This window comes from Mesorhizobium sp. AR07 (assembly GCF_024746815.1).
In the GTDB taxonomy this organism is placed as follows: Bacteria; Pseudomonadota; Alphaproteobacteria; order Rhizobiales; family Rhizobiaceae; genus Mesorhizobium.
This window is the reverse complement of sequence record NZ_CP080528.1, coordinates 1-23342: the sequence shown is the minus strand read 5'-3', so window position 1 is coordinate 23342 and position 23342 is coordinate 1. Positions and strand designations below refer to the sequence as shown.

Below are 23342 nucleotides of genomic sequence, written 5' to 3'. Positions count from 1 at the left end.
CACCGCGCCGCAGCTACGTTCCTGTGCGCACAGTCCAGATCGTCCGACAACGCCATCGCGTATTGAGGCAGTCTACACCAGCCCGCTCTCACCACATTCCCGGGTGGCTAAAGGTGTCTGAACTAGCGATGGCAGCGGACGTTTCTCGCTCTGGATCCGGCATCGAATCCGCAATGGCGTGATCAGTATCCACCAAAACGCCACTTACAAACGCGTTCTGTTTCCAGATGCCGCAGCAACAATCGCAGCAATACAAGAGCTCAAATCCGGCGTGCGGCAACACCTCGACTTTAACCCACCTGCTACCGAATAAGGGTATCAACATGATAGATCGTACGATCCCTGCGCCTATCACGACCGGCTGCTGTTAGGGCTCTCGGGGATCATGAGTGAAGCGGAGTTGCACCAGATCCGCATCCGCCTGCATCAAGGGGAGCGGCAGAAGGCTGCGCGAGGCGCGCTTCGCATACCGCTGCCAGGTGGCTTGGCCTACAACCGCTCCGGCCAGATCGTGTTCAACCCTGATGAAGAGGTTCAGGCTCGGCTGCGTCTGATCTTCGACAAATTTAGAGAGCTTCAGACCGCGCGACGCGTTATGCGTTACCTGCGCACGCACGACCTACGCGTACCGGTGCGGCCGCTTCGCGGGCCGGCGCCCCATGAACTGGTGTGGCGAGACGCCACCATCGCCCATGTCCATCATATTTTGCACAACCCGGCCTATGCCGGCGCATATGTCTACGGCCGGCGCCGAATAAATGCGGTCCGCCAAGGTCCAGGTTCGCACCGCGCAACCTCGAAGGTGGCCATTGACGACTGGGATATTTGCATCAAAGACGCACACCCTGGTTATATTAACTGGGAGGAGTTCATGGCCAATCAGCGACGCCTCGCCGACAACACCAATCGATACGAGTCCGGCCACCGCGGCGCGCCGCGCAAGGGCATTGCTTTGCTGCAGGGCTTGGCGGTCTGCGGCCAATGCGGACGGCGGATGACCGTGCGCTACAGCGGCCCCGACAGTGCATGCCCCGTTTACTGCTGCCTGGCGGACCGCAACCAGACCGGCAGCTCTCTCTGTCAGGAGGTTCGGGCGCCCGCAGTAGATGAGTTGGTCGCCCAAACCCTCCTGAAGGCGTTGGAACCTGACCAAATCGCCATCGCCATCGCTGCGCTCGACGAGATTGCGGAGGAAACACGAAGCCTCGAGAAACAATGGGCGCTACGGCGGGAACGTGCGCGGTACGACGCCGAGCGGGCTCGACGACAATACGACACCGTGGAACCGGAAAATCGTCTCGTCGCCAGAACCCTGGAAAAGGCATGGGAAGACAAGCTGCGCTTGATCGATGAGATCGAGCAGGAATATCGTCGGTGGAGAGACCGAGAGCCCTTGGTGTTACAGGCACAGGATCACGCGGCGCTTCAGGAACTCGCCGAGAATTTGCCGGCTATCTGGCACTCAGAAACCACCCAGCCAGAAGACCGCAAACGTATCTTGCGCTTCATCGTGCAGGAGGTCGTTCTCGACCAGAAGAAGATACGCGGTCAGGTCGCCATCAGGATTCTTTGGCAGACCGGCGCAACCAGCGACCATCAAATCCAACGGCGAGTTCAATCTTACGATCGAGACTATGGCGAACTCGAGCTTGTGCGTGAGCGGATCACGCAACTCAATGCTGCGGGCGATATGGACAGGCAAATCGCCAAAATATTGAATGACGAGGGCGTCCGGCGCGAGGCAAGCTGTTCAGCTATGAGAACATCTGGCTCTTACGCCACCGTTGGGGAATCCCCACAGCCAAGATCAACGGCGTCGCAGCCAATCCGCCGCGCTGGCCTGATGGAACCTACTCTGTACGGGGCGCAGCCGCTGCAATCGGCGTGACGGCTCAAACCATCTTCGACTATCTCGCCCAGGGCCTTGTCCACGGTCGGCAAAGCACGAAAGGCCAGCCTTGGCAGATCAGCCTTTCCAGCGACCAGATCGATCAACTTCAACGCCGACTGCAACGGACCAGGCGATCAAGGAAAGGTGCATCATGAAGCATTCGCGGATGCCAAGATGACGACAGCGCTTCTCGACCGGCTGACGCACCATTGCCACATCCTCGAAACCGGAAACGACAGCTTCCGGTTCAAAAACAGCTCTGCCCACGAGCCTAAAAAAGCAAAGGAGAAAATCAGAACCTTGACCGTCCCCGCAGAACCAAAACATACATGAAGGGCGGGTCACTTCTCGGTGGAAATGCCGGGTCAGTTCCTAGTGAAAATCAACACCACGGGTTCTGCCAGGGCATCCTTCGCTCGCATGGGCTGGCCGCCGGTCTCGATCCCGGATCGCGGGTCGTCGACGGGACCGTCGCCGAAGCCCTTTTCGATGAAGTGCTCTCCGAATGGCTGAAGGGCAAGCTGACGGACGGTGCAGACGAAGATGGAGCGATCGCTACCCTGGCCAAGGACGATCCGCTTGGCGTCGTCGAGCGCATTCGCGAACTTGCCATGCTGCGCCGAGACCATCGCACTGCGACTGCGCCTTCACCGGATCTTTCATCCCGGCCAGACCTGACATTTGCCGATGCCGTCGCAGCGTTTTCCCGGTGGCACGCGGCCGGGCCTGGCGAAACAGGCACAGCGGACCTGATCGATGACTTGGAGCTGCTTGCCGCATTTTATAAGGAGGCCCTGGCGAATACCGACTTCGCAGCCCTGTGGCGCTTGACCCAGCCGCCGCGCATCGGTGCGATGCGGCCAAAGTCCATCGACCTGCAGCCTTACGGCAGAACAACGGCCTGGAAGAGCGTCCTTGGAGCGGTCGAGGGTCAGCGCCGGGCCGCCGAGGCGGCCGCTCAGTTTGAGCAGGTCAGTGCCGCCTATCGCGTGTTGATCGGATCGATCGCGCAGAGGCTCGTACACGAACTGGCCGCGCTCTTGAGCGAAGTCATCGAGGCATATGACCGACGCAAACGAGATGCTGCGGTCCTCGATTTTGACGATCTGCTTTTGCAAGCGCGCGTCCTTGTCTGTGAGCATCCTGAGATACGGGATTGGCTCGCCGGCCGCTACCCGCACCTTCTCGTCGACGAATTCCAGGATACCGACCCGCTACAGGCCGAGATCGTCTTCTGCATCGCTGCCGCCACTCGGCCTGCCCAATGGGAAGAGGCGCAGCTTCGTCCCGGTGCGTTGTTTCTGGTCGGCGATCCGAAGCAGGCCATCTATCGGTTTCGCGGCGCCGATATCGAGGCCTACGCCCTCGCAAAGTCGGTCATCGAGAAATCATCCAATGGCTGCTTGCTTGCCGTCACCGCCAATTTCCGGTCTCGCTCGGAAGTCATCGAGCACGTCAATCAGGTGTTTAAAGAGGTGCTCGCAAAGCCGGGGCAACCGGGTTTCGTACCCTTGACGGCAACAGTGAATCCGCCGCCGCTGCCATTCCCTGCTGCTGCCAAGCTGACGATCGACGTCCCGCGCGATGCCCGTGCCGAAGAGCAGCGCGAGGGAGAGGCGGCGGCGGTGGCCGAACTGTGCGCCCGCTTGATCGGGGCACTTACGATCACCGAGGCGGACGGCACCGACAGGCGTCTGCGCGCCGGTGACATTGCCCTGCTCGCCCCGACCCATACCGATCTCTGGCGCTACGAGCGCGCGCTTGAAGGACAAGGGATCGCTGTCGCATCACAAGCAGGCAACGCGCTGTTCCGGCGACAGGAGTTGCAAGACCTTCTCGCCCTGGTCCGAATCTTGGCGGACCCCTTGGACACGCTCGCATTCGGCGCCCTCATGCGTGGTCCGCTTGTGGGGCTGACCGACGAAGAGCTGCTGGACATCACCGCGGCCCTCCAGCCCGACGCCGATGCGCGCCGGCGATTCCAGCTTCGGACATCCGCTGACGACGTGGTCCATCCCCTTGCACGGGACATGCTCGTAAAGCTCCAAGGTCTGCATCGTCTCGCGGCGGAACTCACGCCCATGCAGTTGCTCGCCTACGCGATCGAGCGCCTGGACCTTCGGGTTGTGATGGCCGCCCGGCACGGCCAACGCAACGCCCGCGCACTGGCGAATCTCGATGCCATCGTCGAGCTTGCACGACCGTATGGAGTTGCGGGCCTGCGCGCATTTGCTCTCGATCTCCAGCGTGGGTGGCAACGCAAGCGCCGCCACCCCGAGGGTAGGGTGGATGTTTCCGGTGACTCGGTCGAAATCGTCACCATGCACAGTGCGAAGGGTCTAGAATGGCCGGTTGTCATCACGGTGAACTCCTCCACCCGCTTCAAGCCTCAGGACCAGTTCGTCTATCGGCAGTCGGATGACACGATCCATTGGATCGTCGGGGGCATCGAGCCGCCAGAGCTTGCGGCCGCCCGCGAAGAGGAGGAGTTCCGCGAAGCCAGGCAGCGTGAGCGGCTGTGGTATGTGGCGACCACACGTGCCCGCGACTTGCTGGTCATCCCCGACCTGCCAGGGGCATCCTCGCGCTCATGGTCGCGCGTGATGGATCTTGGCCAGAAGCGCCTGACCGAGCTTCAAACTGACTCATTGCCGGCCCCTGTGGCCAGCCCGGCGCATGCCGACACGAACGAACAGACAGAGGCGGTCTTTGCGACTGAGGCCGAGCGGATCGATGCGGCCTCAGCACCGATTATCTGGGACCGTCCGAGCGAGCGCGACCCGGACCGCAGCGCCGACACGATGGACAGCTTCGTCGTGGATATAACGTCAGACGGCCAACGCATAATCGGGGCGGGGGCACTGCGTGGTAACGTCCTGCATAAGCTCATGGAAGAGCTTCTCAACGGTGAACTGCCCTCGGCCCGGGAAGAAGTGACCCAACGTGCGTCCGAACTGCTGGGTCAATTGCAAACTCTCGTCGATGACGAGGCGGAAGCGGCCGGGCCGGATCCGGTCGAGATGGCCGCCACGGCGCTGCGCACACTCGGCCTGCCGGAGCTCACCCCATTTGTTTCACGGCTGGTTCCCGAAATCCCACTCTGGGCCGCCAGCCCGCCACGCTTCCTTGCTGGCCGAGCGGATGCTGTCGTGATGGAGGGGGATCGGATCGCCCTGGTTGTCGATTGGAAATCAGATGTGAATCCGGACGCGGCCGCACAAGGCGCGCACACGGCGCAGCTGCGGGACTACCTCGTGGTGACCGGCGCCGAGCGTGGCGCCGTCGTCTATATGTCGTCGGGGCACGTTGCGTGGATCGAACCGCGTTCGCCCTGATCACCAGGCCGGATTGAGGATCGGTGACGGGGAGCAAACCAGCACCCGACGCGATCCTCTGGTCATGGCGACGTAGAGATTTCGGGCGTTCAGGGCGCCGGCATTGAGCACCACGGAGATGTCGGCCTCGAGCCCCTTGAGCAGCAGCGTGCTGCCGACCGAGCGTCTGGCCAGCGGTCGACCCACAAGCCGCGACTGCTCACCGATTGCAACCGTCGCTTCCTGGAAGGACGGTCCCCCGGCCGATCCCGCCAGCTGCAAGGCTCGCTGCGCCGCCGCAAGGACCGCCGGCCGATAGCATCGCACCCCACCCGCCCGGCTGATGGCAACGAGAAGATCGGTGACGCGGAAGAGCGTTCGCTCCTCCTCAAAAGCGACGGCCGCCTGCTCCATATCCGACAAGGCACGGCCAAGTGTGCCCGCCCTGGCCGATGCAATCGTCCGCACCAGGTCGGCCGCGGAAAAGTTGCTCATCAGGTTCTCAGCGAAGTCGGTCACGACGGACAGGGCTTGGCTGTCGCTGATATCGAAAGATGCCCCACAATCGGTGAGGTCACGCAAGTCCACGGCTTCGACAGTCACCGCGCCATCCACCTGACGCGCAAACCGACGTTGTCCGCGGGGATCGGTGCTATCGCCAATGATCAACACCTTCGTATCGCCAGGCGCTTCCACGGCGGCCGCGGCGACACGAAGCGCATCGTCATGCCGAGCGTCGAGCTGGATCCACTGAACACCGGCAGGCGCCGTGCGCAGGTCAATCGGTGCGCCCTTGGCAAGGTCCCCTCGTATGGAGAGCAACCAATTGCCTAGGTCTGCTGCACCGGCATTGTTCCACCGCCAGGGCGTCGTCAGCTCCCCGGACACCGGAAAGAATGCGATGACCTCTGAATTCCAGTCCGCCAGGCGGTCGGCCCCGAATCCGAAGATCGATTGGAACGGGTCTCCCACAATGGCAGTCGGCAGGCTCTGAGCGAGCCAGGTCACGAGCGCATGCTGGCGGATCGAGCAATCCTGGTACTCGTCCACAAACAGCCTTTCGTAGCTGGCCGCCAGGATATCATGCACATGACCAGCCGCGACAAGCCGGGCGGCGGCATCCCGAATCGCTTCGTAATTGGGCCGCCCGTCAGTCACGATCCTAGGGTCGTGTCCCGCCCGCTGTGGGAATGTTGATATGAGGCGGATCGCAAAACCGTCCAGGGTCGTGGCACGGTAGATGGCCGGTTTCACGCCCGCCTTTTCCAGACGACCGCGCAGCGCTGCGACACCCGCATTGGTATGGGTCAGCACCAGGATCGGCTTCGCGCCGCCGTGTCGGGCAAGGGCGTCCGTAATGAGCTGCGTCTTGCCACAGCCGGCCGGTGCTATGACAAGACCGCGGCCGATGGCCCTCAGGTCGATCTCAGCGGGTGCCATCTTCAACCCAATTCAGCACGCCATCCATAACTCCGGTCAGGCTGGTATTGCTCTCACCATAGGCCGGCCCGACAATGGTCCGCCCGGCAATCTCCATGGCAGTAATGGTCTTCAGCCAGCCGAAGCTGGCCGCCGCATTGCCGAGGAGTACCCGGCTAACGGCACTGAAACCATCGATCAGCGCCTCGGTCTCCAAGGCGTCAAGTGTTTGGGCTCCGTTCGATATCGTCTTGATATGTGCCTCAACGAGCGCTCGGTCCTTTGTCTCGACGGCAAGATCTAACAGCCTGGCGGCGGGACCATCGGGAAGGGCGGCGAAGAGTTCCTGCTCCAGGGCTCGACCGCCGCCCCAAGCGAAAACATTCCCTCCCCCGGCAAGGAAGGTCGCTTCCGCCGCCGCCGGCGCGAGCTTGTCACTATCGCGCAGAATGGCGACGCGATATCCCAGAGACTGCAACGCATTGGCGCGGCTGAAGGTCTCATCACCGTTGCCGTTGACGAGCGTGGCCCCACAAGCCGCCAAGGATATCTCACCCGTACTGGTAAAATGCTGATCTAGTCCGCGCATGAGCCCGATCTCGCTGCCGCCTTCGAACACGATGATCGAGGTGGCGAGCAGGGCGTGCGCGTGAGCTCGGATCGTGCCCTGCACGTCGCCGGCGTCGCCGGCGCGGGTGACGACGTGCTCTCCACCGCTATTGCGTCGCACGATATCCAGCTGATGGGCACTCAATTCCGTAACAGCCGTCGGGGAAATGGCTCGTCGCGAACACCTGCAGCGGGGGAACTTCCTCTTTTGCACCAAGCGCTCCGAGCAACCGGATGATGCGGTGCGGCTCCAGACCATATTCAAGTTCATCGATCAGGAAGGTCGTAGCCTTGTCAGCAGCCTTTCGCTGCAACGCCGCGATAAGCAAACGCGACGAGCCCAGGCCGAGAGATCGGAGCGGTATGCCATTCTCATCGTGAAGAGAGATCGTGCCGCCCGTGAAGGTGACCGAGCCCGCATCGATGAGAGCCTGCACCGCCGCGCCGACTGGCACACCCATCTCGCCTGCAGCGATCGTGACCAGCTTCAGGGACCCTTCGAGTTCCTTGAGTTCCTTCTGGTCGAAGGCGTCCCGCATTTGGCGGGCCAACCGGGTAAGCTCGCTCGATGTATCCGCCTTGCCATCTGAGAGTTTGCTCAGCACCGAGCCGCGCCGCCATGTCAGGTGGGTGTCCCCGGTAACACCCAGACGCGCAGGCGCAATTCGGGTGCGATCGGCCCAGTTGAGATTGCGGGTGCGTCCCGCTGCCTGAGCGCGCGGGGATACAAGTGACCATTCCGGCTCGAGATCACTCTGCACCGTGAGTTGCAGGGTCAGCGCCGTTTCGATCCCGGCTCCCGGTTCGGGTTCGACAATGCCGGTGCCGGCGTTGAACCCTACGAGGAAATCGCCATAGGTGTCGATGCTCTTGAGCGGTTCAGGTCCGCTCGGGCCTCACCGTCGTCACGTTCCGAAAGGCGAGGCTTTCCCCGTCCGGCATTTCGGCAACGATGTAGGGCACGATCTCGCGTGACTCGGCCGGCTCGGGATCGGGGCGCGCACCGCCTTCGATCCGGACCGCCGCCTGCACATAGCTGCCCGCGGACTCAAAGACGCTCTTGTAGCCAAGCACCAGGATGTCGAGCGCTTCCTTATTGCGGTAGAGATCAAAGCCGAAGCCCAACGAAAAATGGCCAGGACGTCCGGCCGCCTCTTCGACGATCGCGAGCTCCCTGGTCAGCAGTTCTCTGAGCGGTCCGGAGATGTACTGCCGCGCTGCCTCGTCGACCTTCTCAGCGAGCGCGCGTTGCTGCTGATTGACGGAGGGCAGGGCGGCGATGTCCGCTTCCAGCGGGACATGCAGATCAGCTTTGTACATGCCGATGTCGATGTCCTCGGAGAACCGGCGCACCAATCCATACGCCTTGCTCAGGCTGGTGCCGCCCTTGAAATATAGACCAACCGGATCGTTCGGCCGGCGGTTGAACAGAAAGTCGAGCACCCAGCAGACGTAGAGGTCCTTTTCGATATTTGGCGCTTGGGTGCCCAAATGGGCGGCGACCGTCTCGAAGAGCGTACGGCGTTCGTCGACGCTCGAGCGCAGGATCTCAATGAACGTCTTCTGCATGATCGCCCTTCGTGGGTTCTGACTTCGGCGCGCTTTCGGTTTGATCCTCGACGATCCTGCGCGTGATTGTCTCTACCAGCGGATACATCCACGCGGGGACCGCATGAATGTTGTCGCGCAGGTCCTGAGCGATCTTGTCTCGATCGGGATTGCGCGACAGATGTCGGACGATCCCGTTGACGGCCGCATCGAAGCTCGATCGTTCATCCCGAAACCACGTCAGCGCCTGGATCACGCGCATGGCGGGCCGGCCGGCCCAGAATGCCGTCTTTGCCGAGATGCGCTTGAAGTCGAGTCTGTAGATGACCGGCCTGGTCGCCAGCGGATCGCCTGCGCTCGCCTCGATCTCGATCGTTCGCGGATAGGTGTCGGCATAGATCGTCGAGCGCGCCGGGACGGCTGTCGTCAGGCCGAGGTCGTTCGCGGCGGTCATCCCATCGACCAGCACGCGCAGCTTGTCGCGCCGGGCGATAGCGTCGATGAACGAGGCGCGGGGCGGAAACACCATCTTGCCGGTCAGCTTGCTGACGCTGGGTTTGTCGTAGAGGCCGCGATAGGGCCGGCGGATGTCACCCCGCAGGGTCAGCCGTTGCAGCGCCTTCTCGACGGCATTAGGGGTCCCAATGTCGAGAAAGTCGGCGCGCGACCATACGCCGGACGGTGCCGCCTGGGTGATCCGGTCGTGAATGCGATCGAGCGTGTCGGACGTCGGGTCTGGCATCTGGGCCGCCTTTCTGACCGAAGATTATATATAAAAATTGGTCAGTAGCAATCGACAACATCGTTGTGACCAGAATTTGTATTCAAACTTTGGTCAGTGCCTAATCCCGCCTCGCGGGTGTTCATCGATGCTCAATCAACTGCGACCAGACGGCCGGTGTTCTCAGCGGCCGATGCCAAGATCTCCCCGACCCTCGGGGCAGTGCCGAAGATCTTGGCGGTCGTATTGATGTAGTGGACGCAGACAAGACAGACGTCCGAAATATGCTACAATTTTCGGACACCGTGGTTTGGCTTTCCGAACAAGGAGGCCGTAGGTTGGCAGCCTCGGCTGCGCCAAGTCTGCCGTCTCGAGTCTCACGGGTTTGTGAGGCCTCCTGGCTGGCTCATCACCGCCTTTGCTAACCGCCGTGGTTTCAAAGACGCGTGCCTTTACGAAGGAAGTCAAACGGCCTATATTATTCTTTACAAGGAGAAGAATAATGGGCGCACTTGCTCGCATCTATACCCCCGCAGAGGCAGCCGCCGTCAGCGGGATCGGCATCAAGGCCGTGCACAATGCGATCGACAAACGCATTGTCGATACTGTGCCAAGCACTGCTCGGCGCGTCGGTGGGGTCGTCCGACGGGCATTGACCGGCGAAGATTTGCTGCGGCTTAAGCTTTGGTATGGCGTGGGGCGACATTGCCCGCTGATCGTCGCCACCGCCTATTCGAGGAAATCAAAGCTGCCCCAAAGGCCAAGACCGTAAGGGCCGACGACCTGCTTATCGTCGACGTCGCCGAGGCGCGTAAACAGCTCAAAGCGCGCATCGTGGATCTCGATGAAGCGGAGGCTGCCATCGGCCGCGTCAAAGGGGTGATGGGCGGAGAGCCTGTTTTCAAAGGAACCCGCATTCCTGTTCGCATGATCACGAGGATGCTAGCCCAGGGGGGCATATGAAGCGGAGGTTCTGGAGGGATATCCAAAGCTCACGCCGCGCGTGATTGAGCTCGCCAGGATGTGGGTCGCCGCGCACCCGGTTCGTGGGCGGCCCAAGAAGCTGGTCGAGCAGGGCGTGAAAATAAAGTCGTCGAAGCGCGTGGTCTTGAAGGGCGACCCACGTCCGTCGGCCAGGTCGAGACGCGTGTGACCTCGTGAGGTTTCTGGTCGATGAGTGCCTGCACACGTCTCTGGTTGCGGTAGCCCAAGAACGCGGACATGAAGCAAACCACGTCAACTGGCTTGGGCTAAGCGGCGAAACCGACTGGGACCTCATGCCACTCATTATCGAGGGGGATTTCACCTTCGTCACCAACAATGCTAAGGACTTCAGGAAGCTCTATGCCAAAGAACCGGTTCACGCCGGCCTGATCATCGTCGTCCCTCAGGTCGGGCCTGAAAAACAGAGAGAGCTCTTCGATGCTCTCCTCGACGATCTTGGCCCAGAGGAATTCCTGATTAATGAGGTTATCGAAATCGAGATCGAAAACGGCATTGCCATCGTAACACGATACGATCTGCCGTCGCCCTAGCTGAGGCTGCGCGATCTCCGCTTATGACCGACCCGGTTGCCAGTCGCTCATCTGCAAAATGTTTCCGCCGAGTTTTGCGAACGCGCGTTGGCGGCAGGAGAAAACGAGAATCTGCTGATCGTGTGATTGACGATGCAAAGCGTCGAACATGCGCTCAATGCGATCGTCATCGGAATAGACCAACGCGTCATCGAGGATGCCCGGTGTGGGTCGGCCGTCGCTGGCGAGCAGACGGGCGAAAGCCAGCCGGGTCAGAACCGAAAGCTGTTCTCGCATGCCGCCACTCAACCTCTGGCATGCAGGACGACGAATTCACGCCTAAGCTGGGCAAAAATCGGCTCCCGCGGATCAAAGGCAGGCAAACGTTACGCCGGCCAGATCCGGACGGCGATCAACCGAGCCGGCGGCCGGCCCAAGCGCGGAGGCCGCTTCAACGGAAGCCGGACGGCGCGAGGTGGAGCGGCCGCCGCGCTGCTGAAATCACGCGACCGGTATGCTGCTTTTCGGCAGCGGCGGGTAGTCGTCAAGGCCAGGGTCGTCAAGCTCGCCGGCAAGGGCAAGGACGGGGCGCGTGCGCATCTGCGCTACATCCAGCGCGATGGCGTCACCCGGGAAGGCGCGCCTGGCGAGCTTTATGGCGCCAAAAGCGATCGCGCCAACGGTAAGGACTTCTTCGACCGTGCTGATGGCGACCGCCATCAATTCCGCTTCATCGTCGTAGCCGAAGACAGCATTGAGTATGACGACCTCAAACCGCTCACGCGGCGCCTCATGGCGCAGATTTGAAGAAGATCTCGGCACGAAGCTCGACTGGGTTGCGGTCGACCATTTCAACACCGGCCACCCGCACACGCATATCATTGTCCGTGGCAAGGACGACCGCAGTGAGAATCTCGTCATCGCGCGGGAGTATATTTCGTCTGGTCTGCGAGAGCGCGCGACCGAGCTGGTGAGCCTCGACCTCGGTCCCCGCACCGACCGCGAGATCGAGCAGCGCCTGCGCCAGGAGACGGAGCAGGAACGCTTCACCAGCATCGACCGCCAGTTGATACGCATGCGCGACGACGGGCTTGTTTCGCCGGACCGCCGCGACGCCTTTCGTCAGACCTTGCAACAGGGACGTCTGCGCAAGCTGGAGAGGATGGGCCTCGCCGAAGAGATCGGGTCGGGCCGCTGGCGCCTGGATGATGAGCTCGAGCCCACGCTGCGCCGCATCGGGGAGCGCGGCGACATCATCAAGACCATGCATCGCGAGCTGACTTGCAACGGGCTCGACCGCAGTGCCGCCGACTGTGTGATCCACGATCGATCCAGCGAGCCAGGCCAGCCGGTCATCGGCCGCGTTGTCGCGCGCGGGCTGGCTGACGAGATCAACGACCGGCACTACCTGATCGTCGACGGCGTGGACGGCAAAAGCCATTGGATCGACATCGGCAGAGGCGAGGCGACAGAACCGATGCCCGACGGCTGCATCGTGCGTGTCACGCCGAGGAACACCGAGCCCAGGCTAGTTGACCGGACCGTCGCCGAGATCGCCGCCGCCCACGACGGGCGCTACAACATCGACATCCATCTCAAGCATCACCCGTCCGCCACCGAACGCTTCGCCGAAACACACGTGCGGCGGCTTGAAGCAATCCGCCGCGCAACCAACGGTGTGGAGCGTCAGGCCGACGGCACCTGGATCATCGCGCCGGATCACCTTGAGCGCGCATCGGAATACGAGCGGCAGCGCGCAAAGGCTGAACCGGTAATCGTCGGCAGGCTCTCTTCGATGCCGCTGGAGCGGCAGGTCGGTTTTGACGGCGTCACCTGGCTGGACCGGGAGCTGGTTGCCGGGAGACCCGAGCCTTTGCACAGATCGGGCTTCGGCCGTGACGTGAGAGATGCCCAAGCCCGTCGGCGGCAGTGGCTGATCGCGCAAGGCCTCGCGCACGAGGAACAGGATCGGATCGTCTATCGCGCCAACATGCTTTCGATCCTGCGCCAGCGAGAGTTGAATCGAGTTGCCGGCCAACTGTCGGAGGAACTTGGTCTGCCCTATGCTGAAGCGCGATCCGGAGAACGAGTAGAGGGTACTCTCCGCCGCTCTGTAGAGCTTGCCAGCGGAAAACATGCCGTCGTTGAAAAGTCGCGCGAGTTCACACTGGTGCCATGGCGGCCCGTGCTCGAGCGGCACATAGGCAAGGAGGTGTCCGGGATCGTGAGCGGGGAGGGGATTTCATGGACCATCGGCCGCCAGAGGAGCGGGCCAAGCGTGTCATAGTGGCGCCCACATCCTAACGCGCACAAGCCGCCGCCCCCCCCGGCAACAGAGACGTCTACGTCTGCTTAGGCGGCGGAGACATCGCTTAGCTGTTCAACGCTCTTGCTGTATTTGCGCCTGTAAGCGGCAATGAAATCGTCGTCGCTACAGATGCAGCGGCCGCTGGAATCTTTGGCCTTCGGATCGTGCAAGTGAGAGCCAAGCGGGCGCAGAAGATTCACCCGAGTGCTCGTCGTCGGGCTCATGGGAAAACCCGCACTATGTTTGACCATCTCCGCGGCAAGCATAATCCCGGCAAGCGCTGACTGAAAGGCCATCGGAACTACGGTTCGAACGAGGCGACTTCCATCGCTGAGCTGGAACACCAGACCGCCGCAGATAGCCTGCTGATAAAAGGAGCGCATGGGCTGGCCAACAAACGGGGCTAGCGGTTCAAACGGCACAGCCATCGCTGTAGCCACCCGAACTACAAAGTCGTTGGGAACTCCGGCATTGGTCTGCAGGAGCGTTTTCACCTGCTCGTGTGCTTCCGGTATTCCGAGTTCCTCGGCAATCAACTGGTGCTCGTCCTTGGATTTCCCGGACGGCAGGTACATGCAACAAAGGCAAGCCTGGCCGTCATCGAAACCATGCCGGGAGATCCCGAGATCGTGCTCCTGGGTCCAGGCATTCGCGATCCATCGGGGCAGAGTCCCTTGGACAGCCAGACGGTCGGCGGCGGTGTCAAGCGCCACACCCACTTGGTCGAAGACCCAATCGCCCCGGCGCGCAACATATTCTGCCCACGTCAGCGGATGCGCCTCGACCTTGAGGGCGGTCGATCGAAGTGCGGTGGTTGCAAGGACCGCCTTGGACATGCCTATCTCCGCCTGGCCGGCCAATGCGTAGCGCTGCAGGTTTGAGAGTTCGATCGCCTCGGGATCGATTACATGCAGGCGACCCGACAGGCCGGGCTGTCTCGCTAGGGCCCAAAGCGAGCCATGGCCTATCGCGCCGAGCCCAACGAGGTGCGTTTCGCCAAGGTCGACAGGGAAGTCGATCGGGCCTGCCTCGCCGGCTTTGGTCTTGTCGTAGCTGTATAAGGAGAGGTCGATGTTTTCGTCCAACTCGGCGCCGGTCAGCTGGGCGGCGAAGATGGTTCGAAAGACGTTGGCGGCGCCGAAGCAACTGGCGGCGCCAGCTCCATAGGGCAGCAAACTCGGGCCAGAGCCCACCGGGTCCGTAAGCGACAGCTTTGCCGCCCAACCGTCCGATCCCATGAAAAAGGTCGGGCACCGGAGTGATGGGCGCGACACCCCTGCAACTACGCAGACCGTGGCAGACTTGCCGGAACGCCGGATGCCGATTTTTGGATTGATCGACTTTGCCAAGCGCTCCAGCGCTTGGGCTTGAGAGCTCGCCGCGCGGTCCAGCGGGAGTATCGCCAGAACGGGATAGAGCCTGGCGAGCAATCTCACTGCAAGATCTAGTGTCGCCTGGCCTTCGGCGCACGAAGCGGCCTGATCGTCGAAGGCGACGGCCACGACCTGCTTTTGAAGAGCTGTTTTGAAGTCTTCCAGATGAAAATTGGCCAGGACCTGCGATGCCGCCGTGGCGGCACGGTCGATGAAGTTAGCGAATGCCATTGTTCAACTCGTTATCGTGATCATTCGCGACAGTGCCGCGGAAGGGAGCGCATTCCAGTTGGCCTTTCCGTCAAGCCGATAGGCGGCCACCCGAGCAAAATCGAAAGGCTCGCGGGCGAAATTCGGCACTACCAGCGACAGACACCCAACCGTGGTAGCAACCGCATAAGCGTCGTCGGTCGTCGAATGGTAGGCTCGGCCCGGATGGCTATGGATCTGGGCCAAGAGTTTCAGGCCGCTCTTGTAGAGCCAGACATTGAGCCGGTGTAGTTCCTCGGCCGGAACTATCACGCAAACACCATCGCCCGTCCGAATGTGACGCTGCGCCGGGATAACCGTCTCTGTTACGGCAAAATACTGGTCTTCCTGAACGCCGACCCAGAGCGCCATCCCCTCATTGCCCTCGCGACCAACCGAGCGCAGATGCGCATGCGTGGTCGAGATGCAGCCGCGCGGGAGAGTCACCGTCGTTACATCCGTCAAAGCGCTCATTCCGGGATGGCCGGTAGGGGTACTACCATGGCTCCCACTGAGATTTGGAACTGATACTGAAGCTGCTCCACGGGGCCGGTCCCGTACTTGATGATCTTGTCCAGGATAAAGGCCAAACAGCCTTCGCCAGAACCCCGGTGGAGAAGCCATGAGTCACCTGAATGGGCTGGATTGTCGTGGTATTCCCGGACGCCTGCCATGCACAGGAATGGGGTGTGTTCCGCACTATTGGCCTGGATGAAGTCCGATAGCGACAGAGCGTTCTGCTGCATGAGGACCGAAATCATATCCGGTGGGGTTCCGGGTAGATGCGGTCGTCTTAGCATCCTTAACAGTAAATCCTTCCGGGCAATCGGCCGGCGCGTAAAGGGGTCGACGAAGACCACCGACGGAGGTCGGAGGTCGTAATTGGAGAAGTCAATCTGGACAGCTGCACCGATTATCTGGGGCTTTATCTTGGGCGGTGCGAAGATGAAGAAGGCCGTAGGGAAGCTCGCCTCGATCAGGAAACAACCCTGAGCCCGGTAAGCACCTGCTTGTGTTTGGAACCAGCCGATCTGCCGATCGAACTTCGCTCGCGAGACCGCAGGGTCCACAGTTTGGATTTCAGGCACCTGCTACACCCGCCTTCAGGCTGAGGAACAGGGTCACAATGCTCGCGAAACCGAAATCGCCAACCTTCTTGTCAGCGTCGAGCAGGTTGCCGGCCTCGTCCTTGAATTCCCAATTCTCGGCCGGTTGGGCGACGTTCTGCGTGTTCTCAAGGGCTTTGGTACGAACGACGTGAAGCGGCTGGTTGGGATTGGCTTCGACCTGCGTGGGCTGGCCGTTCACCACCACCGTGATCTCGATCTTGCCTGGCCCGCCGCCGTGATTATCGCCCTTACCCGAATCCTTCGACATTTGTCCTACTCCTGTGGCTTGCCAACCGGCCCCAAGGCCCTTGTGCCCACCTGCTAGTGAGACCGGCGGTCTTCAATCGTCCACTCGGCGCCACGGACCGCGGGTACGCGAAAGACAGGGGATAAGCTACCGATTCGGTGCTACCTTCTTTTATGCGTGACTTGAGCCGCAAGTAAACGGGCTAAAATTGCTCTTCACAACTCTAATCGATTAGAGCATTGCGAAAATATTGGCGACACGCCTATTGATGTTCTCTCTCACTCGCCTGCTCCACTGACCATCGGCACACGTCCGTTCGACGACCAACCAGACGAGCGCACTGTCATTCAAGGCTTCAAGCGCGGCAGCCTGACCCACGCGAAGGCTGAGAAGGACATGACGGCAGCGGTCAATGCAGTCATGGGCAAACCTGACTTGCGCGTGGCGATAACCTTGAGAATGGCCGCGAGTTGGGCGCCGCGTCGCTACAGCCACAAAACACTGCCGGTCACCGCGAATGTGGGGCCTGCGAAATCGTCGCTGCCGACGGCGCAGCAATCACAGACACGCTTTACCGTTCCAACGATCTGGAGGACACGGCCGCGGACGTGCATTGTCGAAGCCTGCGCAACTGCTCGTTTTGCGAGCTGGAAGAAACGATCGATGTTCTCGTGCTCGGGGGAAATAGCGTCCGTCGGCTCGGCTGGCTCGGACATCACCTTGGTGTTCCGACATCACTATGGTTTGGCTTTGCAGAGTCTAGTAGGGCGCTACGCAGGCCGCTTTCGATCGCCGCAAGCTGGCTCTCGATCGTGGCGTCGACCAGTCCGGCATCGGTCTCGAGAATGCATCCCGCATCCTTTACGCGCGCGTCGGCGATCAGGTCGACGACGGCGCGCGATGTCGCGGTCGGGGGGATCTCGTCTAACCGGTTGCGGACCGCCTCTAGGAGCGACGGTGCCACACGTACTCGGACGAGGGAGTTGTGGCCCGCGAATTTCAGACCGCGCATAGCGATCTGCACTGCCGCAGTATATGCTCACCTGACCATATTTTCACGAAAGGGCGCACATATTGTGGTGCGATCAGCTTGACCTCATGGCCCAGCGACATCAACTCGCGTGCCCAGTAGTGGACGCTGCCGCAAGCCTCCATGACGACAACAGCCGTCGGCTGGCTCTGCATGAAACGCAGAAACTGCCCGCGCGACAACTTCTTGCGAAACTGTACCTCGCCCGTCATCGACGCCCCGTGGAGCTGTAAAACATTTTTTGCCAGATCAATCCCGATCATTATATTCTTCATTTGCCGTCCTCTCCGCTGTGTGACCTTTATGGATCACAACTCTGGCACACTGCGATGCCGTCTGGGGAGGGCGGCAACCACCCCATCTTGTTCCGACCCCAATACCAGCCGCCGCCATCATATTGAGAAGATGAAGTTCAGGGTGACGAACTGGCCAGAATATGAGGCAGGACTTCGTCATCGCGGCAGTTTGACCCTGTGGGTGACGCCGGAAGCTCTGTCCAGGTGGCAAGCGCCAAGACGCAAGACACGTGGCGGCCAGCACCGCTATTCTGATCTGGCGATCGAGACCACCTTGACGCTGGGCCTTGTGTTTGGCCTGCGGCTGCGCCAGGCAGAAGGCTTGCTGGAATCGGTGCTGCAACTGATGGGGCTGGCGCTCGCTGTCCCCGATCATACCACCCTGAGCCGTCGGGCGCGGACATGGCAATCGCTCAACAAACGGCATGATCGCCAGGTTCCGCCGGAGGGACCAGTGCATGTTCTTGTCGACAGCACCGGCCTGCAGGTCTACGGCGCGGGTCAGTGGCTGGAGGAGAAGCACGGCACCAGATCCCGTCGCAGTTGGCGCAAGCTGCATCTGGCACTGGATGCCGACAGCGGCGAGATCATTGCCCATACCCTGACTGATCAGGACACTGGCGATGTCTCTCAAGTGTAAGCGCTCATTTCCATGCGCGTTGACGCGGCCCGTTTGACGGGGTCGCTGTCAGACAGCTGCATCGGATCATGCAGCGGCGGTTTTGGCGAAGTTGAAGGGCAGCAGGTCGGTGATGTCGGCGTCTGTGGCGCGCTGCGGCAATTCGCTGAGGACGTGGCGCAAGTAGGCCAAGGGCTCGACGCCACAGGCGCGGCAGGTCAGCATCAGGCTGTATATGACGGCGCTGGCCCTGGCTCCATCCACGGTATCGCTGAACAGCCAGGATTTTCTGCCGGTGGCAAAGATTCTGATATCGCGTTCGAGGAGGTTGTTGTCGATCGGCATCCTGCCGTCTTCTTTGTATCGCGTCAGGTACTCCCACTGGTTCAGAGTGTAGGACACGGCGTCGCCGATCTTGCTATCGGGCAAGACCTTCGGCGCGATGTCGTCGAGCCATATCTTGAGAGCATTGAGGATGGGAACGCTGTGTTGCTGGCGAAAGCGGCGAATGCAATCGGCTTGTGTTTCGCCCTTGTCCGGCTTTTCGTTCCGCGCTTGGCCTTCAACCCGGTAGAGCTGCTCGAAGAACTTGAGCGCCTGCTCCGGCGGACCGCCTTGAGGGCATCGACGAAGCGACGTCTGGAATGGGCCATGCATCCCACATGGGTGGCCCCTGCCAGCGTGCGCCATGCGGTATAGCCATCGCTCATCAGTATGCCGCGGTAATCGCCGAGGAAGGCCTGCGGATAAATCTGGCCGCGACCCGGTTGATAATCGAGCAGCACGATCGGCTCGTTACTCTCTTCGCCGCTCCGGTATGCCCACATAAATGATGTGCTGGTGGCCTCCCTGTCCTTTTCCTTCAGGACCTGGACGGTGGTCTCGTCGCCATGGATGAGTGCTTGAGACCTGAGCCGCAGCTTCAGTGCGTCATAAATGCGGGAGAGATGCTTCTCGCTCGATCCGATCACCCAATGCCCCAGAGCGCCGCGGCTGACGGGCACGCCGGCTCGCTCGAATGCCTGGCTCAAGCGGTAGAGCGGCGTGCCGTCGACGTACTTGTGAACAAGAGCAAATGCCAGTGTCGAGGCCGTGGCGATGCTGCCCGGCAAGGGCTGCGCGGGCATCGGCGCGATCACGACCGGCGTATTGATGCCGGTGCGGTCGCAATGGCGGCAGGCATACTTGAAGCGCACATTCTGCAGGACCTTCGCCTTCACCTCGATATGAAGCTGCTCGGTAATGGCCTCGCCCATGTGGTGCATCCGGTGACGACAGCAAGGACAGGCCTTCTGATCTTCGGGAAGGTCATACTCGACGCGCTCGCGCGGCAGGTGTTCCGGCAGGGCCTTGCGGCCACGCTTCTTTCCCTCCGGCTTTTCGGTGGACGGAAAGCCGGTGTCGGGCAGGTCGATGACATTGCCATCTTCGCTTCCCGCGTCGTCTTCATCGGCAACCTGTTCGGCTTCATTGAAGAGGCGATCAACGTGCTTTTCGCTCTTGGGCGCAAAACGATGTGAGCGAGCCAGCGCCAACTCTTCCTCGAGCTTAACCACGCGTTCTGCGAGCTGACGGTTCTCCGCCTGCAGCACAGCAATGCGCGCCATCAACTCCTCAACAGTCGGTTCGCCAGGTCGATTCATCGTAGTTTTGAATCTGAACCGCACCGACGCGTCAACCGCACAATTCGGGAGCCGTCAGCCCGCAACCTGATATTGCCGCACCGGATGGCGCACCATTGCATCGATGTCGATGCCGTCGAGAATCCAATGGAGCTGCTCGGTTGTCAGCGTAACCACCGCCGTCTCCCGGCGTGGCCATCGGAACCTGTCTTCGGTCAGCCGCTTCAGAACCAGCACGAAGCCGGACCGGTCGAAGAACAAGAGTTTCATCCGGTCGCGCCAACGACCGACATTCTACATACGGTTTTCGTTTTGCGACGATCGCCTATCCGTGGCATCCACTATTCGGCTGCAAGGTGCAGGTCTCGCGTTATCGGCGCGGCAAGACCCTGATGTGCATCTATACGGACGAGCGTCCCGATCACCTCTCCCGTGAGTTGCCGAACTGGATGTTCGACGAGAGTTATTGCAGCGGAATGAGGCTTGGACCACCCGAGATAAGCATTGATGGCCTGAATGAATTGGGGGCCGCGTTGGCGTCGTTCGGCGCGACTCAGGCAGGAGGCGCAAGCTCTCGTCCTTCGAGGAAGAAGGAGAAGGGTGATGCGAAACAGGCGACATCAAAATCGCGACCAACTCGTTTTGGAGTTGGAGCGTCAAAATCGTCAGGTTCCGGTGGTCAAGAACGTCAAAGGACTGGTGGAGACGCTGGCGGATCTTCTGTTGGAGGCTTTGGAAGCGAGCAAAACGGCGAAGACGGGAGGCGTAGATGAACACGAAGATCACGTCTGACCATCTGGGCCGCGCCGCGGTTGTCTATGTCCGCCAGTCAACCATGGCGCAAGTGATGGGCAATCTCGAAAGCCAGCGCCGGCAATATGATCTGGCTGGTGCCGCCGCAACGACCGGGTTTGCATCGGTAACTGTGATCGATGATGACCTTGGACGCTCAGGCTCAGGCAGCGTGGAGCGACCTGGGTTTGAGCGGCTTGTCGCGCTGGTCTGCTCAGGTAACGTAGGAGCGGTCTATTGCATCGAGGCATCGCGTCTGGCGCGCAATGGGCGGGACTGGCATCATCTGATCGATCTGTGCGCGCTCACTGGTACGCTGGTCATCGATCCAGATGGCGCCTTTGATCCAAGGCTTGTCAATGATCGTCTGCTGCTTGGGCTGAAAGGCACGATGGCGGAGTACGAACTGAGTTTGATCCGTCAGCGCGGCATTGCCGCGCGCGATTCCAAGGCGGGACGCGGGGAGTTCCGGTTCATGTTGCCTCCGGGCTTCTGCTGGAGTGAGGCGGGCAAGATCGAGATCGATCCGGACGAACATGTGGCGGAGACGATCAGGCTCGTCTTTGACAAATTCCGGGAACTGGGAAGTGGGCGACAAGTCTTTTTGTGGCTGCGGTCGGCCGATATCAAGATGCCCGTCGTCTTGCGCAACGTGGAAGTGCGCAAGCTCGTCTGGAAGGCGCCAGCTTATCATAGCGTCATGCAGATCCTCCACAATCCACTCTACGCGGGCGCCTATGCCTTCGGAAGGCGAGCACAACGAACGTTGATCATCGATGGTCGCGCTCGCAAGGCCAACGGGCTGCGCAAGCCCAGGGATGAATGGAGTGTATTGCTGCGCGACAATCATCAAGGTTACATCACCTGGCGGGAGTATGAAGAGAACCAGAAGCTTCTGACCGAGAACGCACACATGAAGAGGAATTGTGATCGCAAATCGGCGCGTGGCGGTCGTGCGCTGTTGACGGGACTGATGCGATGCGGCCGCTGTGGCCGAATGATGCGTGTCTTCTACGGCAGCGCAAAGGGCAACGCGCATCGCTATCAATGCCGCGGCGACGACGCTCGTGTGGGTCTCGGGCTTTGCATCGGAATTGGCGGCGTGAGGGTCGATCGTGCCGTGGCCACTCAGATTCTGGAAGCGGTTTCGGATCGCGCTGTCGAAGCGGCGATCTTCGCCTCGGATCAGGTTGAGCGGTCCGCAAGAGATGTTATAGCGGCAATTGAGCGGGACCTTGAAGGCGCACGCTATGAGGCGTCACTGGCCGGACGCAGATACGAGCTGGTCGATCCGGCCAAACGTCATGTCGCACGCGAACTGGAAGCCCGTTGGAACGATGCACTGGAACGTGTGAGCGTGCTTGAGCGCAAGATCGAAGAATTGTCCGCGCTGTCGGCAGCACGTCCAGCAATTGATCGTGGCCGGCTTCTACAGCTTGCCCATGACTTACCGACAGCCTGGAATGCACCGTCAACCGATACGCGGACAAAGCAGCGGCTCATCCATATTCTGGTCCAGGAGATCATCTGCGATCTCGACGATACGACCCACGAGGCTGTGCTGCTGATCCATTGGACCGGTGGCCGCCATACTGAGGTACGCGTGGCGCGTGTCAAGACTGGCCGATATCCGAGCGATATGGCCCCGCCCGCCGTAGAGGCACTACGAAAGCTGGGCGGACATTGGCCAGATCGGGAGCTCGCAGTGTCCCTCAATCGGATGCTTTGCAAGACCGGTGATGGTGAGGGTTGGACGGCGGTGCGTGTTCGTGACATGCGCGAGCGGTTGGGCATTCCAGAATATGATCCCACAAAAGCGGGCAGTCCCGTGATTAGCCTGATGAAAGCTGCCGAAAGGCTCGGTATCTGCATCGGATCGGCGAAAAGCCTTGTAAAGAAGGGCATCTTGCCCGCAACGCAAATCTTGCCGGGCTCACAGTGGATGGTTCCGATTGAAGCACTAACCTCAGAGGCTGTTCTGATAGGGGTGCAGGGTGTGGTTGGGCGACGGCCACAGATTTATGAAGATTATCAATATGATAAGGTTGTCCGATTGCCCGGACTCTAACAGAGGGAAGCATTATGAAACGCGCTGGCGACGGCGATTGCAAAAGGCAAAGACCGCAGGCGCAAACGGGTCGAGCTCCATCACCTCCTGAACCAGGACCGCAAGGCTGTTGATGCCGGCGCGGAAGTCGATCGGTTCGCGATGCAGGTAGACTGTCAGGTCAGCGCCCAGTCTGAACATGACCCAGTGCTCCGATGATCGCCGTCAACGCGTCTACATCACCGCATTCCAGCGTCAACTTCACGCCGTTCGGCAAAGACGCGCTCACCTTGGCTGGGAGTGGCGACGACTTCGACAGCCGCTCTTCACCACGCGTGGCAGGCCTCTCTACCGAATTGCCCTGCATAGGCAGGCTGTACTCCGCGGCGCTGACTTGAACTGGAATGAACGCCGACGGCGCAGGTGGCGGCAAAGCAACGGCGTCTTTGGTCGTCTTTATCCACTTCCTAAGAAGGTTGGCATTGATCCCATGTTCAAGCGCAAGTCCCGATACCGACACGCCAGGCTCAAGGCAGGCCGCAACGAGCCGCTCTTTTGACGCCGCGTCGTACCGCCGGCGGCCGTTACGCAAAATTCGCCTCACCAGCAGTTTCTGTTCATCGTCCTCAATCAC

At 60.9% G+C, this 23342-nt stretch carries 18 protein-coding genes and 8 pseudogenes; 9 read left to right on the top strand and 17 right to left on the bottom strand.

Annotated features, from left to right (window positions below; translation table 11 throughout):
- The first annotated feature begins 385 nt into the window (after positions 1-385).
- The 3 genes and pseudogenes from BPNPMPFG_RS36260 to BPNPMPFG_RS36250 all read left to right on the top strand — a co-directional run bounded on the left by BPNPMPFG_RS36260 (position 386) and on the right by BPNPMPFG_RS36250 (position 5226).
- Positions 386-1888 (top strand): recombinase family protein, encoded by a 1503-nt coding sequence (locus BPNPMPFG_RS36260; RefSeq protein ID WP_258598654.1) that lies wholly within the window; start codon positions 386-388, stop codon positions 1886-1888.
- 162 nt (positions 1889-2050) lie between these two features.
- A pseudogene (locus BPNPMPFG_RS36255) lies at positions 2051-2224 on the top strand (ATP-binding protein); the annotation flags it as partial.
- Positions 2221-5226, top strand: coding sequence for a UvrD-helicase domain-containing protein (locus BPNPMPFG_RS36250; protein ID WP_258598652.1), 3006 nt, complete (start codon positions 2221-2223; stop codon positions 5224-5226). The pseudogene BPNPMPFG_RS36255 and the gene BPNPMPFG_RS36250, both read left to right, overlap by 4 nt.
- Here the strand turns inward: BPNPMPFG_RS36250 and BPNPMPFG_RS36245 are convergent, their stop codons facing one another.
- The 5 genes and pseudogenes from BPNPMPFG_RS36245 to BPNPMPFG_RS36225 all read right to left on the bottom strand — a co-directional run bounded on the left by BPNPMPFG_RS36245 (position 5227) and on the right by BPNPMPFG_RS36225 (position 9523).
- Positions 5227-6645 carry a UvrD-helicase domain-containing protein gene (locus tag BPNPMPFG_RS36245; protein WP_258598650.1) on the bottom strand — a complete coding sequence of 473 codons (1419 nt, stop codon included), beginning with the start codon at positions 6643-6645 and terminating at the stop codon, positions 5227-5229.
- Positions 6632-7378, bottom strand: coding sequence for a hypothetical protein (locus tag BPNPMPFG_RS36240; protein WP_258598648.1), 747 nt, complete (start codon positions 7376-7378; stop codon positions 6632-6634). Before BPNPMPFG_RS36240 ends, BPNPMPFG_RS36245 begins: the two co-directional genes overlap by 14 nt.
- Positions 7341-7994: an AAA family ATPase gene (locus BPNPMPFG_RS36235; RefSeq protein ID WP_258598646.1), complete on the bottom strand. Its 654-nt coding sequence runs from the start codon at positions 7992-7994 to the stop codon at positions 7341-7343. The genes BPNPMPFG_RS36240 and BPNPMPFG_RS36235 overlap by 38 nt, the downstream gene beginning before the upstream one ends.
- A 121-nt stretch (positions 7995-8115) precedes the next feature.
- Positions 8116-8802 (bottom strand): annotated as a pseudogene (locus BPNPMPFG_RS36230) (nucleotidyl transferase AbiEii/AbiGii toxin family protein); the annotation flags it as partial.
- Positions 8783-9523 carry a DUF6088 family protein gene (locus tag BPNPMPFG_RS36225; protein WP_258598644.1) on the bottom strand — a complete coding sequence of 247 codons (741 nt, stop codon included), beginning with the start codon at positions 9521-9523 and terminating at the stop codon, positions 8783-8785. The pseudogene BPNPMPFG_RS36230 and the gene BPNPMPFG_RS36225, both read right to left, overlap by 20 nt.
- A gap of 481 nt (positions 9524-10004) precedes the next feature.
- On the opposite strand from BPNPMPFG_RS36225, the pseudogene BPNPMPFG_RS36220 reads away from it, so the two are divergent.
- Together BPNPMPFG_RS36220 and BPNPMPFG_RS36215 are read left to right on the top strand one after the other, a co-directional pair.
- Positions 10005-10655: pseudogene (locus tag BPNPMPFG_RS36220) on the top strand (DUF433 domain-containing protein).
- Between the two features lie 4 nt (positions 10656-10659).
- The gene (locus tag BPNPMPFG_RS36215; RefSeq protein ID WP_258598642.1) at positions 10660-11037 is read left to right on the top strand and encodes a DUF5615 family PIN-like protein; all 378 of its coding nucleotides are present in this window, start codon (positions 10660-10662) and stop codon (positions 11035-11037) included.
- A 21-nt stretch (positions 11038-11058) separates the two neighbouring features.
- Here the strand turns inward: BPNPMPFG_RS36215 and BPNPMPFG_RS36210 are convergent.
- Positions 11059-11328, bottom strand: a pseudogene (locus BPNPMPFG_RS36210) (ATP-binding protein); the annotation flags it as partial.
- A gap of 5 nt (positions 11329-11333) precedes the next feature.
- Between BPNPMPFG_RS36210 and rlxS the strand changes: the two are divergent.
- A pseudogene (rlxS, locus tag BPNPMPFG_RS36205) lies at positions 11334-13303 on the top strand (relaxase/mobilization nuclease RlxS).
- A gap of 65 nt (positions 13304-13368) precedes the next feature.
- Here rlxS and BPNPMPFG_RS36200 read toward each other — a convergent pair.
- From BPNPMPFG_RS36200 to BPNPMPFG_RS36170, 7 genes and pseudogenes are all read right to left on the bottom strand, one after another.
- The gene (locus tag BPNPMPFG_RS36200) at positions 13369-14928 is read right to left on the bottom strand and encodes an E2 ligase fold family C protein (RefSeq protein WP_258598641.1); all 1560 of its coding nucleotides are present in this window, start codon (positions 14926-14928) and stop codon (positions 13369-13371) included.
- A gap of 3 nt (positions 14929-14931) precedes the next feature.
- Positions 14932-15420, bottom strand: a complete 489-nt coding sequence (locus tag BPNPMPFG_RS36195) for a Mov34/MPN/PAD-1 family protein (protein ID WP_183455342.1) — start codon at positions 15418-15420, stop codon at positions 14932-14934.
- Positions 15417-16034 carry a putative metal-binding protein gene (locus BPNPMPFG_RS36190; protein WP_183455341.1) on the bottom strand — a complete coding sequence of 206 codons (618 nt, stop codon included), beginning with the start codon at positions 16032-16034 and terminating at the stop codon, positions 15417-15419. The genes BPNPMPFG_RS36195 and BPNPMPFG_RS36190 overlap by 4 nt, the downstream gene beginning before the upstream one ends.
- Entirely contained in the window at positions 16027-16323 is a 297-nt protein-coding gene (locus BPNPMPFG_RS36185; protein ID WP_183455340.1) for a DUF2604 domain-containing protein, read from the bottom strand. The genes BPNPMPFG_RS36190 and BPNPMPFG_RS36185 overlap by 8 nt, the downstream gene beginning before the upstream one ends.
- Positions 16324-16787: 464 nt before the next feature.
- Complete coding sequence (locus BPNPMPFG_RS36180) at positions 16788-17018, bottom strand: hypothetical protein (protein WP_183455339.1); 231 nt, start codon at positions 17016-17018, stop codon at positions 16788-16790.
- The gene (locus tag BPNPMPFG_RS36175; RefSeq protein ID WP_183455338.1) at positions 17018-17314 is read right to left on the bottom strand and encodes a FliH/SctL family protein; all 297 of its coding nucleotides are present in this window, start codon (positions 17312-17314) and stop codon (positions 17018-17020) included. The genes BPNPMPFG_RS36180 and BPNPMPFG_RS36175 overlap by 1 nt, the downstream gene beginning before the upstream one ends.
- Before the next feature lie 41 nt (positions 17315-17355).
- A pseudogene (locus BPNPMPFG_RS36170) lies at positions 17356-17607 on the bottom strand (IS110 family RNA-guided transposase); the annotation flags it as partial.
- Between the two features lie 130 nt (positions 17608-17737).
- On the opposite strand from BPNPMPFG_RS36170, the pseudogene BPNPMPFG_RS36165 reads away from it, so the two are divergent.
- Positions 17738-18265 (top strand): annotated as a pseudogene (locus tag BPNPMPFG_RS36165) (IS5 family transposase); the annotation flags it as partial.
- A gap of 69 nt (positions 18266-18334) precedes the next feature.
- On the opposite strand, the pseudogene tnpC reads toward BPNPMPFG_RS36165, so the two are convergent.
- Positions 18335-19890 (bottom strand): annotated as a pseudogene (gene tnpC / locus BPNPMPFG_RS36160) (IS66 family transposase).
- A 54-nt stretch (positions 19891-19944) separates the two neighbouring features.
- The gene (gene tnpB, locus BPNPMPFG_RS36155; RefSeq protein WP_258598639.1) at positions 19945-20139 is read right to left on the bottom strand and encodes an IS66 family insertion sequence element accessory protein TnpB; all 195 of its coding nucleotides are present in this window, start codon (positions 20137-20139) and stop codon (positions 19945-19947) included.
- A gap of 333 nt (positions 20140-20472) precedes the next feature.
- Between tnpB (BPNPMPFG_RS36155) and BPNPMPFG_RS36150 the strand changes: the two genes are divergently transcribed.
- Positions 20473-20661, top strand: coding sequence for a hypothetical protein (locus tag BPNPMPFG_RS36150; protein ID WP_183465755.1), 189 nt, complete (start codon positions 20473-20475; stop codon positions 20659-20661).
- Positions 20639-22729: a recombinase family protein gene (locus BPNPMPFG_RS36145; RefSeq protein ID WP_258598638.1), complete on the top strand. Its 2091-nt coding sequence runs from the start codon at positions 20639-20641 to the stop codon at positions 22727-22729. The genes BPNPMPFG_RS36150 and BPNPMPFG_RS36145 overlap by 23 nt, the downstream gene beginning before the upstream one ends.
- Positions 22730-22741: 12 nt before the next feature.
- Here BPNPMPFG_RS36145 and tnpB (BPNPMPFG_RS36140) read toward each other — a convergent pair whose 3' ends face one another.
- Positions 22742-22909 (bottom strand): IS66 family insertion sequence element accessory protein TnpB, encoded by a 168-nt coding sequence (gene tnpB / locus BPNPMPFG_RS36140; protein WP_258598636.1) that lies wholly within the window; start codon positions 22907-22909, stop codon positions 22742-22744.
- Complete coding sequence (gene tnpA / locus BPNPMPFG_RS36135; RefSeq protein WP_183455045.1) at positions 22890-23339, bottom strand: IS66-like element accessory protein TnpA; 450 nt, start codon at positions 23337-23339, stop codon at positions 22890-22892. Before tnpA ends, tnpB (BPNPMPFG_RS36140) begins: the two co-directional genes overlap by 20 nt.
- Between the last annotated feature and the right edge of the window lie 3 nt (positions 23340-23342).

What these genes read in the sequence shown, in the direction of transcription:
- BPNPMPFG_RS36150 (WP_183465755.1), top strand. Translation starts at nt 20,473, where the DNA reads ATGCGAAACAGGCGACATCAAAATCGCGACCAACTCGTTTTGGAGTTG.
- BPNPMPFG_RS36180 (WP_183455339.1), bottom strand. Translation starts at nt 17,018, where the DNA reads ATGTCCGAGCCAGCCGAGCCGACGGACGCTATTTCCCCCGAGCACGAG.
- BPNPMPFG_RS36175 (WP_183455338.1), bottom strand. Translation starts at nt 17,314, where the DNA reads ATGCGCGGTCTGAAATTCGCGGGCCACAACTCCCTCGTCCGAGTACGT.
- BPNPMPFG_RS36195 (WP_183455342.1), bottom strand. Translation starts at nt 15,420, where the DNA reads ATGAGCGCTTTGACGGATGTAACGACGGTGACTCTCCCGCGCGGCTGC.
- BPNPMPFG_RS36250 (WP_258598652.1), top strand. Translation starts at nt 2,221, where the DNA reads ATGAAGGGCGGGTCACTTCTCGGTGGAAATGCCGGGTCAGTTCCTAGT.
- tnpB (WP_258598636.1), bottom strand. Translation starts at nt 22,909, where the DNA reads ATGTTCAGACTGGGCGCTGACCTGACAGTCTACCTGCATCGCGAACCG.
- tnpB (WP_258598639.1), bottom strand. Translation starts at nt 20,139, where the DNA reads ATGAAACTCTTGTTCTTCGACCGGTCCGGCTTCGTGCTGGTTCTGAAG.
- BPNPMPFG_RS36260 (WP_258598654.1), top strand. Translation starts at nt 386, where the DNA reads ATGAGTGAAGCGGAGTTGCACCAGATCCGCATCCGCCTGCATCAAGGG.
- BPNPMPFG_RS36145 (WP_258598638.1), top strand. Translation starts at nt 20,639, where the DNA reads ATGAACACGAAGATCACGTCTGACCATCTGGGCCGCGCCGCGGTTGTC.
- BPNPMPFG_RS36225 (WP_258598644.1), bottom strand. Translation starts at nt 9,523, where the DNA reads ATGCCAGACCCGACGTCCGACACGCTCGATCGCATTCACGACCGGATC.
- BPNPMPFG_RS36245 (WP_258598650.1), bottom strand. Translation starts at nt 6,645, where the DNA reads ATGGCACCCGCTGAGATCGACCTGAGGGCCATCGGCCGCGGTCTTGTC.
- BPNPMPFG_RS36200 (WP_258598641.1), bottom strand. Translation starts at nt 14,928, where the DNA reads ATGGCATTCGCTAACTTCATCGACCGTGCCGCCACGGCGGCATCGCAG.
- BPNPMPFG_RS36185 (WP_183455340.1), bottom strand. Translation starts at nt 16,323, where the DNA reads ATGTCGAAGGATTCGGGTAAGGGCGATAATCACGGCGGCGGGCCAGGC.